The following is a 20,517-nucleotide window of genomic DNA, read 5'->3' as shown; positions in this document are numbered from 1 at the left end:
GTGAGGGGAAGTTATGAGTGTTGAATTATGAGTTAAGACACTTCTTTGTAATTCAAAACTCAAAATAGTTGCCTCCGGCACGCTGCACTTTCCAAAACTCTTTAAGATTCAAAAAAATTCACGCACCAATCACTCACCCCTCGCCCCTAATTTTACTTACTGCCCATTTGCGCAGCGACCTCTTCTGCGAAATTGCTTTCTTGCTTATCGATACCTTCGCCTAAGACAAAGCGGACAAAGCGACGCACTTGGATATTTTCACCTAATTGCGCGATCGCTTGTTTCACTAAATCTTCCACAGAAATATTTTGATCGCGAATGTAGGGTTGATCCATCAAAGTCATTTCTTTCAAGCGTTTTTCAATTCGACCTTGAACGATTTTTTCTTTGATATTGTCTGGCTTTTTCGCCAGATCGTCCCGCCCCATTTCGATTTCTTTTTCTTTTTGGGCGATATCGGCTGGGATATCTTCTACTTTGACATACTCGACATTCGGGCAAGCCGCGACTTGCATGGCGATGTTCCGCACCAGCGTTTGAAATTCTTCACGACGAGCCACGAAGTCTGTCTCGCAGTTGACTTCTACTAATACACCAACTCTACCGCCAGTGTGAATGTAGCTACCTACGAGTCCTTCTGCTGCTACGCGCCCAGCTTTTTTGTCAGCAGAGGTGATACCTTTTTGTCGCAGCCATTCAATGGCTTTGTCCATATCACCGTCGTTTTCTTTCAGCGCTTTTTTGCAGTCCATCATGCCAGCGCCGGTTCTTTCGCGTAGCTCTTTGACGACTTGTGCAGATATTTCCGCCATCTTGCCTCAATTTCCTACTTAACTAAATTGGAGCTTTCAGATAATTCCAGAAAGCTATATTCTATTCTTCTTCGGTTTGTTCCTCTTCTTCGTCTGGTAGCAATGAGTCAGTATACTCGATTTCGCTTTCGTCGTATTCGAGATCTTCCTCTGCACCTTCGTAATCGTATTCCTCTTCTGCTTCTAGCTGACCGTGACGTCCTTCATAGATTGCGTCTGCTAATTTGCCGACAATTAGCTTGATTGAGCGAATTGCGTCATCGTTGGCTGGAATGGGAACATCGACTACATCGGGATCGCAGTTAGTATCTAACATTGACACAATTTGAATCCCTAGTTTTTGACATTCTTGTACGGCGTTGTACTCCCGACGCTGGTCTACAATCACGACTACATCAGGAATTTTACGCATCGTTTTAATTCCACCCAAATACTTCTGTAGCTTTGCCATCTCGCGGCGCAGTACCGAAGCTTCTTTTTTTGGTAGCAAATCTAGTGCTCCATTTTCTTCGCGGCGCTCCAATTCTTTTAACCGCTCTGCACGTGTTTTGATTGTTGTCCAGTTAGTCAGCATTCCGCCCAACCACCTTTGGTTAACGTAATACGAACCACAACGTGCTGCTTCTTGGGCGATGATTCCGGCTGCTTGCCTTTTTGTACCGACAAAGAGGAACTTCTTACCTTGTTCTGCGGCAGTACGCGTATACTGATATGCATCGTCCATTAACTGGGCAGTTTGTACCAAGTCAATGATATGCACTCCATTGCGGGAGGTATAGATATATGGAGCCATTTTAGGATTCCACCGTCGGGTTTGATGCCCAAAGTGAACTCCTGCCTCCATCATTTGCGCCAATGAGACAACCGGCATATTTTCTCCTAATTTCGGGTTAATCCTCCATCCAGGTGTATTTCCTTACAGGAAACACCCGAAAAAACTGGATGTGCGATTTTGGTCAACTCTACTAGTGTATCACACCAAAATCCCTACTTGGCGCGGGAAGCAGACTGCATTTGAGAGTAAGCCGAATAAACACCTTGAACGTTGTACCAATTTAGAAAAATCCGCGCAATTTCCAGGGCTAACTGCGGTTTACCCTGATCGATTAACCACTGAAGTACAGGAGCCAAGCTACGTTCGTTGAGATTACCACCTAGTGAAAGCAGTCCCCAAAGCAAACGGTGCAACCAAGTCATTTGAATCATCATGCGCACTTCCCAAATGGGGTGTTTCTGATAAAATAGAACTCCCATGCGCCCGCGTTGAATTTCTTTTTCAATTAGGTTGGGAATTTGCTTGAGGTTAAAGGGAGGGTGCCAGTGATAGCCAACTGCCGCAGGGCATTTGACAAGTTTTAAGCCTAATTGTTTTAAGCGTACTCCCAACTCCAAATCTTCCCAGCCATAAAGTTGAAATCGAGTATCAAATAACCCTGCTTTCTCCAGCCACTGACGGGCGATCGCCACATTTCCCGTCGCAAAATAAGCCGCGGAAAAATCGGTAATTTTGTACGGTTCTGCCGTAGGATCGGCAAAATTGCAAGTATTGATTACAAGACCATAGGTAAAAACGCGATCGCTACCGTAGGTTTGCTGTCCTTGCTGTAGCCCGTCAGCGTGAGCTTGGAGAAAATTTTCTGTAACAACGAGGTCGCTATCAATAAAAATAATCGTATCTCCCTGCGCGCGCTCTACACCCAAATTCCGCGCGGCTGCTGGTCCTTGGTGATCTTGCAAATGCGATCGCACGTGAGGAAACTCAGCAGCATTGTCTTGCAACCACTCTAAAGTGCCATCTGTCGAACCATCGTCTACCAAGACAACTTCGTAACCCTCGATGGCGCTATCAGCTGCTAAAAGTTGCTGTTCGAGGGCTATTAAACATTTCGCTAAAATCGGCTGACGATTGTAAGTTGGAATCACAATACTAAAAAACACGCTTCCCCCTAGCACCACCTACAAAAGTCATAATACGATTAGCTTTTAGCCAGGCTTGAATCTGAGCAAGTAAACAACCAGCATTCATCATGAATTTTACCCATTAACACGATTGCCATAGATCGTTGTCAATTTGTAAGTCATCATGACTTATGACGGAATGATAAATAAATCTGTGCCATGGCTGACAAGAATGCGCATAAATTAGTTAGATAATAATCACTCGTTGTTTTGCTAAATCGAGGAATCAATGGGTCGTGCTACCAAAGTTGTACTAGCATACTCCGGTGGAGTAGATACCTCCGTCTGTATTCCCTATCTTAAACAGGAGTGGGGCGTTGCAGAAGTTATTACCTTAGCCGCAGATTTAGGGCAGGGAGATGAGTTAGAACCAATTAAACAAAAAGCGCTGCAATCAGGTGCTAGCGAATCGCTTGTCATCAATGCACAAGAAAGCTTTGTTAAAGATTATGCCTTTGCTGCAATTCAGGCAAATGCTTTGTATGAAAATCGCTATCCGCTGTCAACAGCTTTGGCGCGTCCCCTCATTGCGAAGCTTCTGGTAGAAGCCGCAGAAAAGTACGGTGCAGATGCGGTTGCGCATGGCTGTACTGGTAAAGGTAACGATCAAGTCCGGTTTGATGTTTCTATTGCTGCACTTAACCCAAATTTGAAAGTGCTAGCCCCAGCACGCGAATGGGGAATGAGTCGTGAGGAAACAATTGCGTATGGCGAGCGCTTCGGTATTCCAGCGCCAGTCAAAAAATCCTCGCCTTATAGTATTGACCGTAACTTACTCGGTCGCAGCATTGAAGCTGGACCTTTAGAAGATCCCCGCACCGAACCACTTGAAGAAATTTATTTGATGACAAAGGCGATCGCTGATACTCCTGACACGCCAGAATACATTGAAATCAGCTTTGAGCAAGGTCTGCCTACCAAACTAAATGGAGAAGCGATCGCACCTGTAGAACTGATCGCTCAACTCAACCAAATTGCTGGTAATCACGGTGTTGGGCGCATTGATATGGTAGAAAACCGCTTAGTCGGGATCAAATCACGGGAAATTTACGAAACACCAGCTTTGCTGGTTTTAATTCAAGCGCACCGCGACTTAGAAAGCCTCACCTTAACAGCAGATGTCACCCACTACAAGCGTGGTATTGAAGAAACTTACAGCCAAATGATTTATAACGGGTTGTGGTACAGTCCGCTCAAAGGTGCACTCGATGCCTTTGTGCAAAAAACCCAAGAGCGTGTATCTGGTACTGTGCGTCTTAAATTCTTCAAGGGGAACGCAACGATTGTCGGGCGCTGGTCTGATAATTCTCTCTACACTCCAGATTTAGCAACTTACGGTGCTGACGATCAATTTGATCACAAAGCTGCAGAAGGATTCATCTACGTTTGGGGACTACCAACTCGAATTTGGTCAAAGCAAGTCAGAGGCTAGAGGGTAGAGGCTAGGGGCTAGGAGCGAGTGATTAGTAGCTAGTGGTTAGTTTTGAGTTTTGAGTTGAAAGAGTTTTGGAAAGCGAACAAAGGTGCTGGAGGCAATTATTTTAAGTTATGAGTTTTGTTAGCGTAGCGGTGCGTTAGCACGTTTTGAATTAAAAGACTCTTCATAACTCATAACTCTCTTAAACTCAACACTTCACGACTCAAAACTCAAAACCCTCTATCTCTCCTGCTTTCCCTGCACCTCTGCTCTTAGTCTTCACTGGCAATTTTCTTAACTTGGCGTGACTCCCACCACAAGGGAACAACAATCCAAGCAGTAGCAATAGCTAAGGCTAAGATGGCAAATTCACCTACCCAGGACACTAACTGTTCTAAAGACACAACCTGTCCTACAAAGAAAGCTAAAGTAACCATCACAGATGCCCATACGGCTGCCCCAGCTAAGTTGTATACAAAAAACTTGCCAAAAGACATCCCAGCTATTCCAGCTAATAACCCTGAAAAGATGCGTAATAAAGCAATAAATCGCCCAAAGAATACTGCTTTAGCTGCATTTTGACTAAATTTGTCTTTCAGTTCCTCTAACCGCACTGCGGGAATACGAAAAAAACCAGCAGTACGAAGAATAAATTCCCAACCCGTATATCTGCCAATCCAATATCCGCAAGTGCCACCAAGAACAGCGCCCAAGATTGCACTACCTAGAACAAACCAATAATTGAGTTCTTGACTACCAGCTAGAAAACCTCCAATTAAGGTTACAGTTTCTCCTGGGATGGGAATTCCCAAGTTCTCTAGCAAAATACCGATAAATATTGCCCAGTAGCCGTAATAATGCGCAAACTCCTGGATCTTCTCCAGTGATACAAACTCCAGAGACATTCCCGCAGCCTTTACAAAGATTTACGTTTTCTCCATCTTGGCTTGGTTTTGCTAGGGCTGTCAAATAGGAAATACGGTTTTTGTTTTAAGGTTCTAGTTAATCTATCTAAAGTTATATATCCCTTTTGGATGCATATTCTAAAAGCTGCTAACTGGCAATTAAGGACTTTTAGTTAGGTACATCGCTCAGAGACATAAACCTCTATTATCGTTGAATATTTTATTTTTCGTTTTTACTTTATGAAAGCTTTAAAAAAGCAGCTCTACCTAATAAAGATTCCGTAAAGCTCCCAAAATCTACTGAGATCATTCTGTGTCAGTGTTTTATAGTAGGGGGATTAAAACGTATAGCTTTAGGATCGTACTTCATTAACGACCATAAGCTATGAACTTAACTACGAAGACAGTCAATATGTTCAAATAATAAAGGCATTAGTTGAAGTAATGTTACAAAAACAACAAATTAATATAGGTTTTTAGTGGCATACTTCCTCTCATCCAGTCTAAGCAGTATCTCATGCTTTTTGATCAGTTAATAAAACTGTAGAGAAAACATGATTAATACAATCGAACCTTACAGACTTTTAAGGTCGATTAATTACTGGATTGATTCAAAGGTTTGTCTTTTCCACTTAGATAAATAGACGTAATTACCAGTTTCATCTAAAGATTGCATAGGTGTAATAGACCCATATTTTTGGGCAATTCTACAAGTTGCTTTTCTAGAAGATGAAATTTTCTATTTTTGTGTTTTTATCAAATGTCAATTACACGCACAAACTATATGACGATTACAAACGAAAATTGCCCAATGCTCGTACTTCAACCACAAGGAAGATTAGATTGTGATGGTAGCAAGCTATTAGAGGCTCAGTTTATGAGGCTGATGCTACAACGCGGTACTCTTTGGGTGGTCGATCTTGCACAAGTTGATTTCATGGATAGCTCCGGTTTAGTAGCTTTAATTACAGGGTTAAAAGCTGCGCGAGGAAACAATTGTCGCTTAGTGTTATGTCATTTGCCTGAGCCTATCAAGTTAATTTTAGAACTGACTCAACTTGATTCTGTTTTTGAAATCTGTGAAAGTTATGATGCTGTTTTGACTTTGACTGAGCCTGCTATCCTAGCAGCTTAAGATTTTTCTTTAAGGGTAATCAGTGCAGGAATCCAACCAAAAAGAGACAATTTTTAGTCTTGCTTATTAAGATGAGCAATTGCAATAGGAGTGTTAAATTGCAATTATTTGAACTCGTCGCCTGATGACAAAACCTTGGATCAAGAATGCGTGCAAATAAGATGTGGCTATTTTGAGAGAATCCGTTAACTTATCAATCTACTCTTAGTGCGCGTTAAAACGCCATGCAGTTGATGAGTCCAGAATTTAACTTAGTTAAAATAAGTTTTTATGAGCTTGTATTAGCCTTTAGCAAAAGATTTCTTATTATTTAGTTGAGTGGCTAATAGCAGCATTGCGCGATCGCAGAATGTAAATATATAAAAAAGTAATCCCGCTTTCTATACAGTTAAGCGGGATTTATACCGTATTCTAGTCAGATACTAACTAACAACTGCTTCTTCCGGTAATTGTTGTGAATCTGTACTTTCTATAACTTCAACTTCTTGCTTAATAGTGAGATAGCGAATGACCTCATCACTCAATCGCATTGCTCGTTCTAGCTGGGCAATAACACGTCCAGGAGATTGGTAGTTCATCTGAACGTAAATACCTTCACGATGCTTAGCGATTTCATAAGCAAGACGACGTTTACCACGGTTTTGAACTTCAAGCTGTGTTGCTCCTTGTTCTTCAAGCATGTTCTGATATTTTGTCACAGCTTGTGCCACCTGATCTTCTCCTAGATCAGGACGCAAAATGTACATTGTTTCGTAAGTATAAGCCATAGCGATATTCCTTATGGACAACATGGCTGCTTGAGCGCCTTTTAATGGTTTGTATTGCCATCAAACAATTTCCCAAGCAACAAGGAATTATAATTCTAGCAAAGTTAGTCATTTATGCCATAACCTATGTAGTGAGCGATCGCTGCTAAAAAAGACTAAGTTAACTGCAGATGAGATGATATCTTACAAACTTAATCAACCTATGCAATGTATGCTGAGGTGTGATTATGATAGATTGCGATTTGCCTCAACAGTTGGCAGTCGTTAAGCTCAAAACCTAGAATAACGGCACTTTATGGCGCAGCGCTACGTCCGAGTTCAAAATCAAGAGGGACGGATTTACTACGGGTTACTCAAACCTAGCCAAAGCGTTCAGGTACTTGATGCTCCTCCGTGGTTACAAGGTCAGCCTACAGAGTTACATTTAGAACCAGAAAGCTACCAAATTCTAGCTCCGTGTTCTCCCTCTAAAATTGTTGCAGTTGGGAAAAATTATGCCGATCATGCTGCAGAAATGGGGACAGAAGTCCCGCGAGAGCCATTGTTATTCCTCAAACCATCTACAGCAATTATTCCTACTAGCGGTGAGATTATTTATCCATCCCAAACGCGGCGAGTCGATTACGAAGGAGAATTAGCATTAATTATTGGCGATCGCACTTTCGGCTGTACAGCCGCGCAAGCGCAAAACAAAATTTGGGGCTATACCATCGCCAATGATGTTACTGCACGCGATTTACAGCAACGCGATGGTCAATGGACGCGCGCCAAAGGATTTGATACCTTTTGCCCCTTGGGACCTTGGATTGTCCGAGAACTCAGTCCTGGAGCGCGTTTACAGACATTTATTAATGAACAAGCGCAGCCAGTACAATCTGCCAGTATTGATCAAATGGTATTTTCACCAGATGTTCTGGTGTCGTATATTAGTCAGATCATGACACTTCTTCCTGGTGATGTCGTGTTGACAGGAACTCCTGTTGGTGTAGGACCACTACAATTAGGCGATCTTGTTGTCGTAGAAATTGAGGGAATTGGTCGATTGGAAAATACAGTGATTTCTAGAGAATACACTGTAGTGCAACCATTCGAGAAGTCCTAGCGGACTTGCATATAAACTGCATCAGAGAGCGCAGGAATTTCTGCATAACGACCAAGCAAAGACTGCACAACTGCGTAGGCAGCCGCTATAACTACACCGAGAAAAATAGTATTAGCGAGCGTTGCAACTGCGAAAGTCGTACCAGGCACAGGTGCTAATATTTGCACCAAAATACTGCACAAGAATAACGCAATTGTAATTAATATTGCCTGCATTGTGTTGAAGCGGATAAAGTGACTAACCCGTTCGTTCCTGACAACTAGTAAGAACAAGACAAAGAAAACAATGAGCCCTACAAATGGTATACCAAAGTAGATTTGCACCAAAGGTAGCAAAGGCACTAAAACAATTCTCAGTGCAGGAAATTCCCCAAAAATAGTATTTTGTAAACCTACACGTAGTAGAAGCCCAACAACATCAACTAATGGTAATAAATAAGCAAGACTAGCAAAAATTCTATCCCAAACAGTCGTTGACCCGCGCCAAGCCATTATTCTCCTCCTAAATTTGTGCTGTCACTAAGCTACAGGATAACGCAGGTCTATAGTCCTCTTAAAATTACTGACATCAATTTCGTGAACGAGAAGATTTCCACGCTACAAGGTTGATGGATTATTCAATATTGGCAATTCTGAAGCCCATTATACATTGGTACTGATCTGGCTGACTTGCTGCCAATTTATGAAGTGCTTGACCGCAGCGTAGTTGACCTTGACGCCAGCGGGGTTGTCCACTTTGATCTGCAAGCAAACAACTTTGACAAACCTGATGTGGGGCAAGGATTTGATCTTCTATCAAAACCACTAACATCCGCTGCCTCCTTTAGAACCCCCAATTGACTTAATTCCATTTTATGGTATGAGTTCAGAAATACTGTAAGAATTCATACACAGCTTAATATACTGATGAGTAGTTGAGGTAATCGACCACTACAAAGAACAGGGTGGTGCGATCGCGCATGAAGAAACAGGACAAGTGCAATCAACGCTAAAATTAGCTAGCAAAATCTATTGATGATGGTAGATAACCACTGTTCTAAATTATTTTTAGGGATATCAGCAAGTGACTCGCACTAACTTAGACTTTCTCGCACAAACAGATCCTGCTATTGCAGATTTGATTAACTCAGAACTGCAGCGCCAGCGCGATCATTTAGAGTTAATTGCCAGCGAAAACTTTACTTCCACAGCAGTTTTAGCCGCACAAGGTTCAATACTAACTAACAAATACGCCGAAGGTTTACCAGGAAAACGTTACTACGGTGGTTGTGAGTACATTGATGAAATTGAGCAACTCGCAATTGAGCGTGCTAAGCAACTATTTGGTGCGGCGCATGCCAATGTCCAACCACATTCTGGCGCACAAGCTAATTTTGCTGTGTTTCTGACACTGCTGGAACCTGGGGACACAATTATGGGAATGGATTTATCCCACGGAGGACACTTGACTCACGGTTCTCCCGTTAATGTCTCTGGTAAGTGGTTTAAAGTTTGTCATTATGGTGTTAGCCAAGAAACCGAGCAACTTGATTACGACCAAATTCGCGACCTAGCACGACAACACCGTCCTAAGTTATTGATTTGTGGTTATTCAGCGTATCCACGAATTATTGACTTTGAGAAATTTAGAAGTATTGCCGATGAAATTGGTGCTTACTTATTAGCTGATATTGCCCACATTGCTGGTTTAGTAGCGACTGGCTTGCATCCTAGCCCAATTCCTTATTGTGATGTTGTCACTACAACTACACACAAAACGCTGCGCGGTCCTCGCGGCGGATTGATTTTAACCCACGACGCAGAACTAGGGAAAAAGCTGGATAAGGCAGTGTTTCCTGGTAGTCAAGGTGGACCATTAGAACATGTCATTGCAGGTAAGGCAGTTGCTTTCGGAGAAGCACTTAAACCAGAATTTAAGATTTATAGCTCGCAAGTTATTGAAAACGCGCGTGTGTTGGCAACTCAGCTGCAATCGAGAGGCTTTAAGATTGTTTCTGATGGTACAGACAATCATTTGATGCTTGTTGATTTACGCAGCATCGGCATGACAGGTAAACAAGCCGATCAGTTAGTCAGCGGTGTGAACATCACTGCTAATAAAAATACAGTTCCCTTTGATCCAGAGTCACCATTTGTGACGAGTGGCTTACGCCTTGGTTCGCCAGCCATGACAACGCGAGGTATGGGAAATGCTGAATTTACTGAAATTGGTAATATTATTGCCGATCGCCTACTGCATCCAGAAGATGACACAATAGCACAAACTTGTCGGCAACGGGTAGCACAATTGTGCAATCGCTTCCCGCTTTATCCACATCTTAATATCTCAGTACCAGCACTTGCCTAATTAAGGGGTTAGGGGTCAATAGTTATGAGTGTTGAGCTTAGAGAGTTATGAATTATGAATGTTGAGTGTTGAGTTAAAAATTTCTTGTAATTCAAAACGTGCTAACGCACCGCTACGCTAACAAAACTCAAAACTTAAAACTAGCCCCTCACTCCTTTTTGACTTTTCTCTACTAAATGTCCACACAAATACAGCAAATGCAGGTAAACTTTGGCTGAGACGTTGTCTTGCAACTGAGTATCTGCAGATGCCTATTCAGCTATACCATCTAATTGCCTTTTTCTTCTCTGCCATAGTCGTTCTTTGGATGACTCCTGTTGTTAAGACTTTTGGAATCAAAAGTGGGCGAGTTGATCGACCAAACGAACGTAAAGTGCATCAGCGTCCTATGGTACGCCTAGGAGGAGTTGCCATTTTTACTGGGACGGTTGTAGCTTTATTAATTGTTTGGGCGCTTGGTGGCTTTGGAATCTTACCGCCAACAAAAGAATGGGAAGTATGGGGTGTTACCCTTGGCGGTATCGCATTCTTCTTGATTGGTTTAGCAGATGACTTGTTTAGCTTATCGCCTTTCTTGCGCCTCCTGATGCAAGTTATCATTGCGGGGGTTGTTTGGCAGATGGGCGTACACATCGACTTCTTGAGTATTCCTTTTGTTGGATTGATTCAACTTGGCTGGCTGAGTTTACCTTTTACGGTGATTTGGCTAGTTGGGATGGTCAATGCAATTAATTGGATTGATGGACTTGATGGCTTAGCTGCCGGAGTTTCAGGAATAGCAGCCACTGTCATGCTATTCGTGACACTGTTTATGCAGCAACCAGCAGCAGCTTTGATTGCAGCTGCTCTCGCCGGTGGTACGTTAGGGTTTCTCCGCTATAACTTTAATCCAGCTCAGATTTTCATGGGAGATGGCGGAGCTTATTTTATAGGTTTTACCTTAGCTGGCGTGGGTGTTATTGGACTTGCCAAAACTACAGCCGTTACCGCTGTAGTGTTACCTTATCTGATTTTAGCAGTACCAATTGTGGATATGTCTGCAGTCATTTTGGCACGACTCCGACAGGGAAAATCGCCTTTTAATGCAGATAAGCGTCATTTACATCACAGGCTATTACGTGCTGGGCTGTCACACAGATTAGCAGTTTTGTTCATTTACTCATTAACTCTCTGGGTTGGAACGTTAGCACTAGCTTTTGCAGGTATACCTAGTGGTATTGCTTACGCCTGTGCTGCAACCTCACTTTTGAGTTACACCAGCTGGCAAGTTTGGAAGCACGCTCGACAATAAGCGTAAACTGTAAAAACTAATTCATAGCTAATCGCTAATCGCTAATCGCTAAAAGCTCATCATATGACTGCTGAAATTATTTGTGTTGGCACCGAGTTACTCTTGGGCCATATTTTGAACAAAAATGCCCAATACCTAGCACAGCAACTCGCGAGTTTAGGAATTCCTCATTACTATCAAACTGTTGTTGGAGACAACGTAGAGCGACTCAAACAGGTCATTAAAATTGCTAGCGATCGCTCAAATGTTCTCATTTTCACTGGCGGTCTTGGTCCAACTCCTGATGACTTGACAACTGAAACCCTCGCAGATTTTTTTGGTGTTCCTCTTGTCGAAAAACCAGAAATTCTAGCAGATATTGCTCAAAAATATGCTGTTCGCGGTCGTGTTATGACACCGAGTAACCGCAAGCAAGCATTGATTCCTGAAGGAGCCGAAGTTTTGCCTAATTCTTCCGGTACTGCACCTGGCATTATCTGGTCGCCAATTTCTAATTTGCATATCCTTACTTTTCCTGGTGTGCCATCAGAAATGCAACGAATGTGGCAAGAAACTGCCGTACCATACCTCAAAAACTTAGGATTTGGTCAAGAAATTATCTACAGTCGAACGTTAAAGTTTTGGGGAATTGCTGAGTCTACTTTGGCAGAAAAAGTATCTGCATTTCTTAACCTACCAAATCCTACAGTAGCTCCTTATGCTAGCCGTGGAGAAGTAAAGTTGCGCGTCTCAGCTAAAGCCAATTCCCAAGCTGAAGCGGAACAACTCATAGCTCCCATCGAGCAACAACTCCAAGCAATTGCAGGGCTAAATTATTACGGTCAAGATGAGGACTCGTTAGCTTCTGTGGTAGGACAATTGTTACAACGTGAAGATGCGACACTCAGTGTTGCTGAATCTTGTACTGGTGGGGGACTGGGACAAATGATGACTGATATTGCTGGAAGTTCGCGCTACTTTATGGGCGGAGTTATCTCCTACGATAACCAAGTCAAAGTATCTTTGTTAGGTGTAAATCTTCAAGCTCTCCAACAAGAAGGAGCCGTCAGTAGAACAGTCGCAGCTCAAATGGCAGAAGGCGTGCGATCGCTGCTAGGAACAACTTGGGGATTAAGTATTACTGGTATCGCTGGACCTGATGGCGGTACTTCTACTAAACCAGTTGGTCTTGTTTACATTGGATTGGCTCAATCAAATGAAAAAGTGCAAGTCTTTGAACACCGCTATGGTCAAGATCGTTCTCGATCGCTCATTCGTCACTTAAGTGCTTGCACAGCCCTCGACTTGCTACGGCGAAAGCTACTTGAAAAAGATCATTAATAGACAACAAAATATCAGAGCATGTAATTAATGCTACTAATAAAGAAAAAATTAAGAGTTGCTATACGCTTACAGATTTGTATTGCTTGCCACTATAATTAAAATCCTAGGATAAATACTCCCAGTACTTGGCGTGTTTAGCAAGATATCTGTCTATGGTGTCATGAACCCAGTTTCAGCTGATATGATAAGTTTAATATTAAGTAAAAGTTACAAGCTTAAAATTCAGCCATAGGCAAAATTTTCTCGTTTAGGTCAGCGAAGCAATCTAGGTCGTATTTTAGGAGCAATCGATTCAATGGACTACTTAGAAAAAGTACTGGAAAAATTAAAGGAATGGGCACGTAGGCTAATAGAAACTTTGTTGGGACCAGAAGCTGAACCAGAACCAGAGCCAATTCCTATTCCAGTTGATGATAGACAACGTCGCTATCAGTAGTTCATAAAACCTCTTTTTAAGATGTAGCAATTGAGCAGTATTCTTGTACTACATGGACCAAATTTAAATCTCTTAGGGCAACGCGAGCCAGAGGTTTATGGCTTCACAAATCTAGAAGATATTAATAGCCTCTTAGAAGAAGAAGCCAAGAAGCTAAGTGTAGTTATTGTAGCCCTTCAGTCAAACCACGAAGGTGTTTTAGTAGATGCTATCCATGCAGCAAGGAATGAGCATCAAGGTATACTGATCAACGCAGGTGCATATACGCATACTAGTGTCGCTTTGCGAGACGCACTTACTGCAGTTATGCTACCGACAGTAGAGGTTCATATCAGCAACATCTATCAACGAGAAACTTTCCGTCATCATTCCTATATAGCGCCGGTGGTGTTAGGGCAGATTAGTGGTTTTGGAGCAGAGAGCTATCGCTTGGGGCTACAGGCGTTAGTTAATTATCTTAGTAAGTCATCCTGAGGCTTGTACTTGCTAGAGATACGGATTACACACAATATTAAATTAGCTGAGCAATTATCTATCACAAACGACTCAGTTGTCATATTCAAAAAATTGCAGAAATGCGTTACTCACTTTGTAGTCGATTCCGCGGCACTTTATTAGGCGCGGCAGTTGGAGGCATGCTAACTCATGTGAGTCGATTTTCCCTCGTCAACACCGAAATAAATTCAGATGCCTCAAGCTCCACTGCAGAAGATTTTTTATGGGAACGTCTAGGAACTGCAGTAGCGCAAAGTTTGATTCAAAAAGAGATAATGGATATGGGTGCAGGTCATTCCTACTTCTCAAGCCAAAGTAGACCTATTAATCCAGTTAAAGCTATTATTGCGGCATTACCGATCGCACTTTTCTATCACGACAACGAAACTCAGTTGAAACACAATTTGCGGCAGTTTGTATCATGGCAGGACGATCCAGAAATAGTTGCTGGAGTTTTAGCTGTTGGATATGCGATCGCATTGTCTTTGAAAGAAAAACTCCAGGTAGCTAGCTTAATTTCATTAGTCGTTCATTTTATAGAAGCGCCTCAATCATTACTAACTCAACAGTTGATGCAGGTAAAAAGTTTATTAGAACATCAAGCTAGCCTAGCAAAAGCTGTCTCAGTGTTAGGACAACCTCGTAGTGCGGTCGCCTTGGCATTTTACTGTTTCTTAAGTAGCCTAGAAGACTTTCAGCTTTCTGTAAAGCGAGCAGCGTGTCAACCGCATGTCAGCTCAATCACTGGTGCTTTATCAGGTGCCTATAACGCTGCTCCTAGTATTCCTATTAACTGGCGACTAGCATTGTCTCATTCTACTCGCAAACCACTTGCCTTATGGGGTATGCACAGTGAAGCTGAAATGCTACAGTTATGTGATTCGTTGGTTGCAGTATGGTCAGGAGCATATAACCAGACTGGCACTCTTGATGCAATGGCGATCGCAGCTCCTCAAGTTATTCGTCCGCGTTAATTTCTAGCCTTTAACTCCACTTCCGGTCTCGGTTGGCACAATGTAGCGCTGTAGCAGTAAAAATACTATCAACACAGGCGCAATCGAGATTACAGAACCTGCAGCAATTAAGCGCCAATCGAGAGAAAACGTCCCTGCTAACGTTGCGACTCCTAAAGGTAGAGTGTATAGTTCTGGTCGATCAATAACAATTAAAGGCCACAAGAAATCACTCCAAGAGCCAATAAAAACAAAAATCGCTAAAGTGACTAATGCAGGGCGAATCGCAGGAAGCATCACAAACCACCATAAACCTAATTCTGAACAGCCATCAATGCGTGCTGCCTCTTCCATCTCTTTGGGAACGCCCTGAAAAGCCTGTCGTAGTAGAAAGATGCCAAATGCTGAAGCAAGTGCAGGAAAAATGATTCCTAAATAGCTGTTTCTCATGCCTAACTGCACAGTGAGAATATACAAGGGAATCATGACAATTTGAAAAGGAATCATAATCGTCGCGACAATCGCGGTAAACATTGAGTCTCTGCCTCGAAAGTCTAATCTTGCCAACGGATATGCTGCTAATGCACAAAAAAGCAAATTAAGCGTGACTGTCAAGATAGCAACTAACGTACTGTTAAATAAATATTGTCCAAAAGGATTCGTCTGCCAAACCTGTGCAAAATTTTCTACTGTAGGCTGACTAGGTAACAGCTGTGGCGGAAATTGAAATATGTTTTCGCTTGATGACTTGAAGGCAGTGCTAATTAGCCAAAGTAAGGGAAATAGCATGATGAGCGCGATCGCCCCTAATAACCCATACATCAACACATACTTTCCCGCCCATATGTGTTGATTCTTAACTCGTCCTTGGGTTTTAACTTTACTCATCTGCTGTCAAAATCTGTAACTCTACTGACACATGAAAATAAAAATACCATCCTTTAGGTAAGGAAAGAAGAATTAGATTTTAGTATTGCCTTTAATTTGGTATTGTTGTGCATTATTCTTTATTTATCTAAACAGAGTATGGTTTTATGATTTAAATCTCATTCTACTTAAAGAAGATTTATGAGCAACATTTAGGACATAATAATCTTAATTTTATTCTCTTAATTTAAGAACTTACTTATTTTAGAAAATTGTTATCAAATTCAGTATTATATTTAGAAGAAATCTTGACTTTGTATTTTAAATATAATATTATAGTAAGTGTATTTTTCTAACTAAATACTTACTTAAAAGTATGCAGTTAGAGCGCAGAGGACAATAGTCCTCTGCGCTGGCGTAATCAAATTGAGGAAGTTTTATTGCATCATTTTCAAGCCAGTTTCTGTGCAAACAATATGCAAAGGTATATCCCAAGTCTCAATAGGTAACTGAGGTAAGTAAGCAAAGTCAAAAACAATGCCAATTGTAGGCTTTGACTTCCATTCGGCAGAACTGAGTAAGCGATCGTAGAAACCACCTCCGTAACCTAAACGATAGCCTCGAATATCACAAGCAACAGCAGGAACCAAAATTAAATCTACTTCATTAGCTTTGATTAGTGGGGCACAAGGGAGAGGTTCTAGAATGCCATAATCTCCAATTCGAGTATCGTTCCCTGGGTGCCACAAATGCCAATTTAATGATTGATTGATACAACGTGGGAAACCCCAATTTTTTTTTGCTGTAAATAACGCACTCAGATCTGGTTCTTGACGAAAACTAAAATAGGTCAGAATGGTCTTTGCTTGAGTAAATGGTGATGATGCTTGTAAGTGAGAGCAGATAAGACGACTTTTTTCCTGCCACTCTTTCAAGTTCATAGATTGCCGCTTGTGAAGCAGTAAACGGCGCAATTCTACTTTTACAGGCTGACTAATCACTATTAGCTTCGTAAAGTATATGTTTTGGTGTTTATTAAGTTAACCACCATCAGTCATTATGATGGGCTTAGTCTCAGCGAATACTGAACTAGTAAGTCAACTTAATTAAAAAAGTGAGACTATTTATTTAAAGTTAGGAGCGATTATTTCACTATTTTTGTGTTGGTTCATTTGCTCATCATTTAGCTGTAAGTTCCTCCTAAAATCTCTAACTATAAAATTGCAGAGTTCTGCAGCTAAAAGAAATGCTACTACAGCCAAAGCACCTATAAGCGCTGACTGTTCTCCGAAGGAAAAAATCCTTTTTCATAAGCTTAATTTCGTATCTATGAACGCAATTAAGTTCTGAATTTAGAATAACTTAACCAATAGAGCTAAGAGCTTGATTCTAAAAAAGAGGGCGAAATCACCTCACCCTCTCACATTTTAGTTTGCGTGTTGCCGATACCAATCAATAGTATTTTTTAATCCTCGCCTAAAATCAATTTGAGCAGTAAAGCCAAATTTTTTCGCTCGTTCTGTATCTAAACAACGACGTGGCTGACCATTTGGCTTATCGGTTTCGTAGACAATTTTGCCATCAAACTCCATCAATTCACAGATTAAAGAAATCAAATCGCGGATGGAGATCTCAAAGCCCGTACCTAAGTTAATAGGCTCAGGCTCGTTATAAGATAATGTTCCCATAACTATGCCCCGTGCTGCATCTTCCGAATAGAGAAACTCACGGGTAGGACTGCCATCGCCCCATACTCGAATTTCCTTATCACCTTTTTGTTGAGCTTCGTAGACTTTACGAATAAGTGCAGGAATCACATGAGAACTTTGAGGATTAAAGTTGTCTTCTGGACCGTATAAGTTTACTGGTAGTAAATAAATACCATTGAAATTATATTGTTGCCTGTAGGCTTGAAGTTGTACTAAAAGGGCTTTTTTTGCGACACCATAAGGAGCATTTGTTTCTTCTGGATATCCATTCCAAAGGTCATCTTCTTTGAAGGGCACTGGTGTGAATTTAGGATAGGCACAAATTGTGCCAACACAAACAAATTTTTCTACTCCAGCTTGATAGGCAGCATGAATCAATTGTGCACCCATCATCAGGTTGTCATAAAAAAGTTCAGCAGGTTTCACTTGGTTCAAACCAATACCACCAACATGAGCCGCCAAGTGGATGACGATGTCTTGCTGATCGACTGCGCGTTGGCAATTCTCTAAACTGCGTAAGTCACACTCGTGCGATCGCGGTACAGTAATTTTTTGCTGTTCGGCTCCTGCTAGACACAGCTGTTCAATCACTTGACGACCCAAGAATCCAGCCCCACCAGTGACAAGAATGTGTTTGTCGTTCAAATCTAAGGCTGCCATCTGTTTAATTCCTTGTCAGTTTTGCCTAAAAGTGTAAACTACCCAGCTCTTGACGAATTGTAGCCAAATCATGTACTTGCGCACCGTTACCATTAGGTGATTCTTGACCCAAAGCTCTTAAGTCAGCTTCCACCATGAGTGCGACCAACTGCTCAAACGTAACTGACGGTTGCCAACCGAGTTTTTGCTTAGCTTTTGTAGGATCGCCAATCAATAATTCAACTTCTGCTGGGCGTAAATAACGCTCGTCGAATTCGACATAATCTTGCCAGTCAAGATTGACATAACTAAATGCTAATTTAAGGAATTCTTTTACAGAGTGTGTTTCTCCAGTTGCAATGACATAGTCATCAGGTTCGGGTTGTTGTAGCATCAGCCACATCGCACGTACATAGTCCTTCGCGTACCCCCAGTCACGCTTGGCATCAAGATTACCCATGTAAATGTTCTTTTGTTTTCCTGCAACAATCCGTGCGACTGCCCGAGTAATTTTGCGTGTCACAAAGGTTTCTCCACGCCGTGGTGATTCGTGATTAAATAAAATGCCATTACACGCAAACAAGTCATAAGATTCGCGATAGTTGAGGGTTTGCCAGTGCGCGTATACTTTGGCGCAAGCGTATGGACTACGTGGATAAAACGGTGTAGTTTCTTTCTGTGGAACTTCTTGTACTAAGCCAAACATTTCTGACGAACCTGCTTGATAGAAACGGACTTCAATACCAGTACGTCGCTGGTAGTCGCGAATAGCTTCAAGTAGCCTTAGTGTTCCCATCGCAACCGAATCTACAGTGTATTCTGGTGAGTCAAAGCTTACGCGTACGTGTGATTGCGCACCAAGGTTATAAATTTCTGTCGGCTGGGTTTCTTCTAAAATCCGACGTAGAGTTGTTCCATCGGTGAGGTCGCCGTAGTGTAACAATAACCTCACCCCTTCTTTGTGGGGATCTTCGTAGATATGGTCAATCCGATCCGTGTTGAATGTTGATGTCCGCCGAATTATGCCATGAACTTCGTAGCCTTGTTCTAGTAAAAACTCGCTCAAATAGGAGCCGTCTTGACCAGTAATTCCTGTAATTAGCGCTCGTTTACGTTGCGTCATACTCGGTGATTTATAACCTGTTTCAAATTGGGTACAGTAAAACTGCTACAACTTAACATAGGCACCAGCGGTTCACCATATCTTGTTTGGTGTTGCTTGGTGAACACTACAATAATTGTTAAATTAAACTTTACGCTAACTAACATCTGTTGCCAAGAAACAATCAAAGTGTCAGTTTAGTTTGGCACAATCTAGATATGGATTGATGTGCAAATCAGGTTTTAAGTTCGCGGAAATTAAATCAACTTGTAATTAGCCATTAGCCTCAAGATTGTCGTAAGTATCTCGCTTACTTATAACAGGCAAGGCTTTTGGCTTGGCTTACCAACCACTAAGCAATAGCTAGCATAGTCCTGTAGCACAGTTCTCTATATACATATGTTCAGTAAGCACCGTTATTTTTTGGGACAATAACGACTCCGATTGTTTTCACAATTACCCATAAATCAAGCCAAAAGTTGTGGAACTTGACGTAGTAAAGATCTATCTGAATTCTCCGGTTGTAAGGAATATCGTTACGCCCTGATACCTGCCACAATCCGGTAATTCCTGGTTTGATTGTCAAAACCTTGTCAATATGAGAACCATACATATACAATTCCTGAGCTACTAAAGGGCGAGGACCAACAACACTCATATCTCCTTTAAGAACGTTCCAAAATTGGGGAAATTCATCAAGGCTAGTTAATCGTAAAAAGCGACCTATTTTTGTAATTCTTGGATCCTGTTTTAGCTTAAAATTGTCGGCAAATTCTTGCCGTAGATGAGGCGATGCTTCCATTAATTCTAGTAACATCTCATCAGCGTTCGTTACCATTGTTCGGAACTTGATACACTCAAACGACTGATAGTTTTTTCCAACTCGTTCCTGGATGTAAAACACTGGTCCTTCTGAACTATAAGCAATGAGTAATGCTAACAGTAGATAAACCGGAGAAAATAAAATCAGAACCGACAGAGAGAAGATAACGTCAAACAGTCTTTTGATGAACTCTCGACTGACAAAATCAAGCGATATTGTGATGAACAGCTTTTTAGCAGATAAGAATAAGAGGGATCGCAACAACGTTCTACTTTTATCGCTGGGCGATCGCTTCTGAAAACCAGATTGCACGAAAGCCCGTAATCTTTTGCCTGAGAGGAGCGAATGGGCAGTCATTTTACTCCTTAACAATCCACACCACATTTAGTCATGATTTTAAAGCCTGATGATGCAAGATAGCTCGAATGCGATCCCG

At 41.8% G+C, this 20,517-nt stretch carries 21 protein-coding genes; 9 read left to right on the top strand and 12 right to left on the bottom strand.

Annotation, left to right across the window (positions count from 1 at the left end):
* Window positions 1-152: 152 nt before the first annotated feature.
* The 3 genes from tsf to IQ230_RS01340 all read right to left on the bottom strand — a co-directional run bounded on the left by tsf (window position 153) and on the right by IQ230_RS01340 (window position 2,750).
* The gene (tsf, locus tag IQ230_RS01350; RefSeq protein ID WP_193930093.1) at window positions 153-812 is read right to left on the bottom strand and encodes a translation elongation factor Ts; all 660 of its coding nucleotides are present in this window, start codon (window positions 810-812) and stop codon (window positions 153-155) included.
* 61 nt (window positions 813-873) lie between these two features.
* The gene (rpsB, locus tag IQ230_RS01345) at window positions 874-1,683 is read right to left on the bottom strand and encodes a 30S ribosomal protein S2 (RefSeq protein ID WP_099702599.1); all 810 of its coding nucleotides are present in this window, start codon (window positions 1,681-1,683) and stop codon (window positions 874-876) included.
* Between the two features lie 116 nt (window positions 1,684-1,799).
* Window positions 1,800-2,750 (bottom strand): glycosyltransferase family 2 protein, encoded by a 951-nt coding sequence (locus tag IQ230_RS01340; protein ID WP_193930092.1) that lies wholly within the window; start codon window positions 2,748-2,750, stop codon window positions 1,800-1,802.
* Between the two features lie 250 nt (window positions 2,751-3,000).
* Between IQ230_RS01340 and IQ230_RS01335 the strand changes: the two genes are divergently transcribed.
* A complete protein-coding gene (locus IQ230_RS01335; protein ID WP_193930091.1) occupies window positions 3,001-4,203 on the top strand; it encodes an argininosuccinate synthase in 1,203 nt (400 codons plus the stop codon).
* Between the two features lie 257 nt (window positions 4,204-4,460).
* Here IQ230_RS01335 and IQ230_RS01330 read toward each other — a convergent pair whose 3' ends face one another.
* Window positions 4,461-5,093, bottom strand: a complete 633-nt coding sequence (locus tag IQ230_RS01330) for a DedA family protein (RefSeq protein ID WP_193930090.1) — start codon at window positions 5,091-5,093, stop codon at window positions 4,461-4,463.
* A gap of 760 nt (window positions 5,094-5,853) precedes the next feature.
* Between IQ230_RS01330 and IQ230_RS01325 the strand changes: the two genes are divergently transcribed.
* Entirely contained in the window at window positions 5,854-6,228 is a 375-nt protein-coding gene (locus tag IQ230_RS01325) for an STAS domain-containing protein (RefSeq protein WP_228054482.1), read from the top strand.
* A 422-nt stretch (window positions 6,229-6,650) separates the two neighbouring features.
* Here IQ230_RS01325 and rpsF read toward each other — a convergent pair whose 3' ends face one another.
* The gene (gene rpsF / locus IQ230_RS01320; protein WP_193930089.1) at window positions 6,651-6,995 is read right to left on the bottom strand and encodes a 30S ribosomal protein S6; all 345 of its coding nucleotides are present in this window, start codon (window positions 6,993-6,995) and stop codon (window positions 6,651-6,653) included.
* Between the two features lie 295 nt (window positions 6,996-7,290).
* Here rpsF and IQ230_RS01315 point away from each other — a divergent pair, with 295 nt between their 5' ends.
* Window positions 7,291-8,097: a fumarylacetoacetate hydrolase family protein gene (locus tag IQ230_RS01315; protein WP_193930088.1), complete on the top strand. Its 807-nt coding sequence runs from the start codon at window positions 7,291-7,293 to the stop codon at window positions 8,095-8,097.
* Here IQ230_RS01315 and IQ230_RS01310 read toward each other — a convergent pair.
* Window positions 8,094-8,588: a Tic20 family protein gene (locus IQ230_RS01310; protein WP_099702593.1), complete on the bottom strand. Its 495-nt coding sequence runs from the start codon at window positions 8,586-8,588 to the stop codon at window positions 8,094-8,096. The genes IQ230_RS01315 and IQ230_RS01310 overlap by 4 nt on opposite strands.
* A gap of 121 nt (window positions 8,589-8,709) precedes the next feature.
* The gene (locus tag IQ230_RS01305) at window positions 8,710-8,907 is read right to left on the bottom strand and encodes a hypothetical protein (RefSeq protein ID WP_099702592.1); all 198 of its coding nucleotides are present in this window, start codon (window positions 8,905-8,907) and stop codon (window positions 8,710-8,712) included.
* A gap of 252 nt (window positions 8,908-9,159) precedes the next feature.
* On the opposite strand from IQ230_RS01305, the gene glyA reads away from it, so the two are divergent.
* The 6 genes from glyA to IQ230_RS01275 all read left to right on the top strand — a co-directional run bounded on the left by glyA (window position 9,160) and on the right by IQ230_RS01275 (window position 14,962).
* Window positions 9,160-10,443, top strand: coding sequence for a serine hydroxymethyltransferase (gene glyA / locus IQ230_RS01300; RefSeq protein WP_193930087.1), 1,284 nt, complete (start codon window positions 9,160-9,162; stop codon window positions 10,441-10,443).
* Between the two features lie 247 nt (window positions 10,444-10,690).
* Window positions 10,691-11,734, top strand: coding sequence for a glycosyltransferase family 4 protein (locus IQ230_RS01295; protein ID WP_193930086.1), 1,044 nt, complete (start codon window positions 10,691-10,693; stop codon window positions 11,732-11,734).
* Window positions 11,735-11,797: 63 nt separating this feature from the next.
* Complete coding sequence (locus IQ230_RS01290) at window positions 11,798-13,054, top strand: competence/damage-inducible protein A (RefSeq protein WP_193930085.1); 1,257 nt, start codon at window positions 11,798-11,800, stop codon at window positions 13,052-13,054.
* Window positions 13,055-13,352: 298 nt separating this feature from the next.
* Window positions 13,353-13,493, top strand: coding sequence for a hypothetical protein (locus IQ230_RS01285; RefSeq protein ID WP_193930083.1), 141 nt, complete (start codon window positions 13,353-13,355; stop codon window positions 13,491-13,493).
* A 30-nt stretch (window positions 13,494-13,523) separates the two neighbouring features.
* A complete protein-coding gene (gene aroQ, locus IQ230_RS01280; protein WP_193930081.1) occupies window positions 13,524-13,967 on the top strand; it encodes a type II 3-dehydroquinate dehydratase in 444 nt (147 codons plus the stop codon).
* A 161-nt stretch (window positions 13,968-14,128) separates the two neighbouring features.
* Window positions 14,129-14,962, top strand: a complete 834-nt coding sequence (locus IQ230_RS01275) for an ADP-ribosylglycohydrolase family protein (protein WP_193930080.1) — start codon at window positions 14,129-14,131, stop codon at window positions 14,960-14,962.
* Between the two features lie 3 nt (window positions 14,963-14,965).
* Here IQ230_RS01275 and IQ230_RS01270 read toward each other — a convergent pair whose 3' ends face one another.
* The 5 genes from IQ230_RS01270 to IQ230_RS01250 form a co-directional block, all read right to left on the bottom strand.
* On the bottom strand, window positions 14,966-15,763 hold the full coding sequence (locus IQ230_RS01270; protein ID WP_193930181.1) for a carbohydrate ABC transporter permease: 798 nt from the start codon (window positions 15,761-15,763) through the stop codon (window positions 14,966-14,968).
* A gap of 482 nt (window positions 15,764-16,245) precedes the next feature.
* A complete protein-coding gene (locus tag IQ230_RS01265) occupies window positions 16,246-16,809 on the bottom strand; it encodes a 5-formyltetrahydrofolate cyclo-ligase (RefSeq protein ID WP_322742246.1) in 564 nt (187 codons plus the stop codon).
* Window positions 16,810-17,235: 426 nt separating this feature from the next.
* Window positions 17,236-18,177 carry a GDP-L-fucose synthase family protein gene (locus tag IQ230_RS01260; RefSeq protein WP_193930079.1) on the bottom strand — a complete coding sequence of 314 codons (942 nt, stop codon included), beginning with the start codon at window positions 18,175-18,177 and terminating at the stop codon, window positions 17,236-17,238.
* 25 nt (window positions 18,178-18,202) lie between these two features.
* Window positions 18,203-19,279: a GDP-mannose 4,6-dehydratase gene (gmd, locus tag IQ230_RS01255; RefSeq protein WP_193930077.1), complete on the bottom strand. Its 1,077-nt coding sequence runs from the start codon at window positions 19,277-19,279 to the stop codon at window positions 18,203-18,205.
* A 382-nt stretch (window positions 19,280-19,661) separates the two neighbouring features.
* Window positions 19,662-20,438, bottom strand: coding sequence for a sugar transferase (locus IQ230_RS01250; RefSeq protein WP_193930075.1), 777 nt, complete (start codon window positions 20,436-20,438; stop codon window positions 19,662-19,664).
* Window positions 20,439-20,517: the final 79 nt, after the last annotated feature.

The organism is Gloeocapsopsis crepidinum LEGE 06123 (genome assembly GCF_015207655.1).
In the GTDB taxonomy this organism is placed as follows: Bacteria; Cyanobacteriota; Cyanobacteriia; order Cyanobacteriales; family Chroococcidiopsidaceae; genus Gloeocapsopsis; species Gloeocapsopsis crepidinum.
Note: the sequence above shows the minus strand (reverse complement) of the source record. Positions and strands in the feature narration are given on the sequence as shown.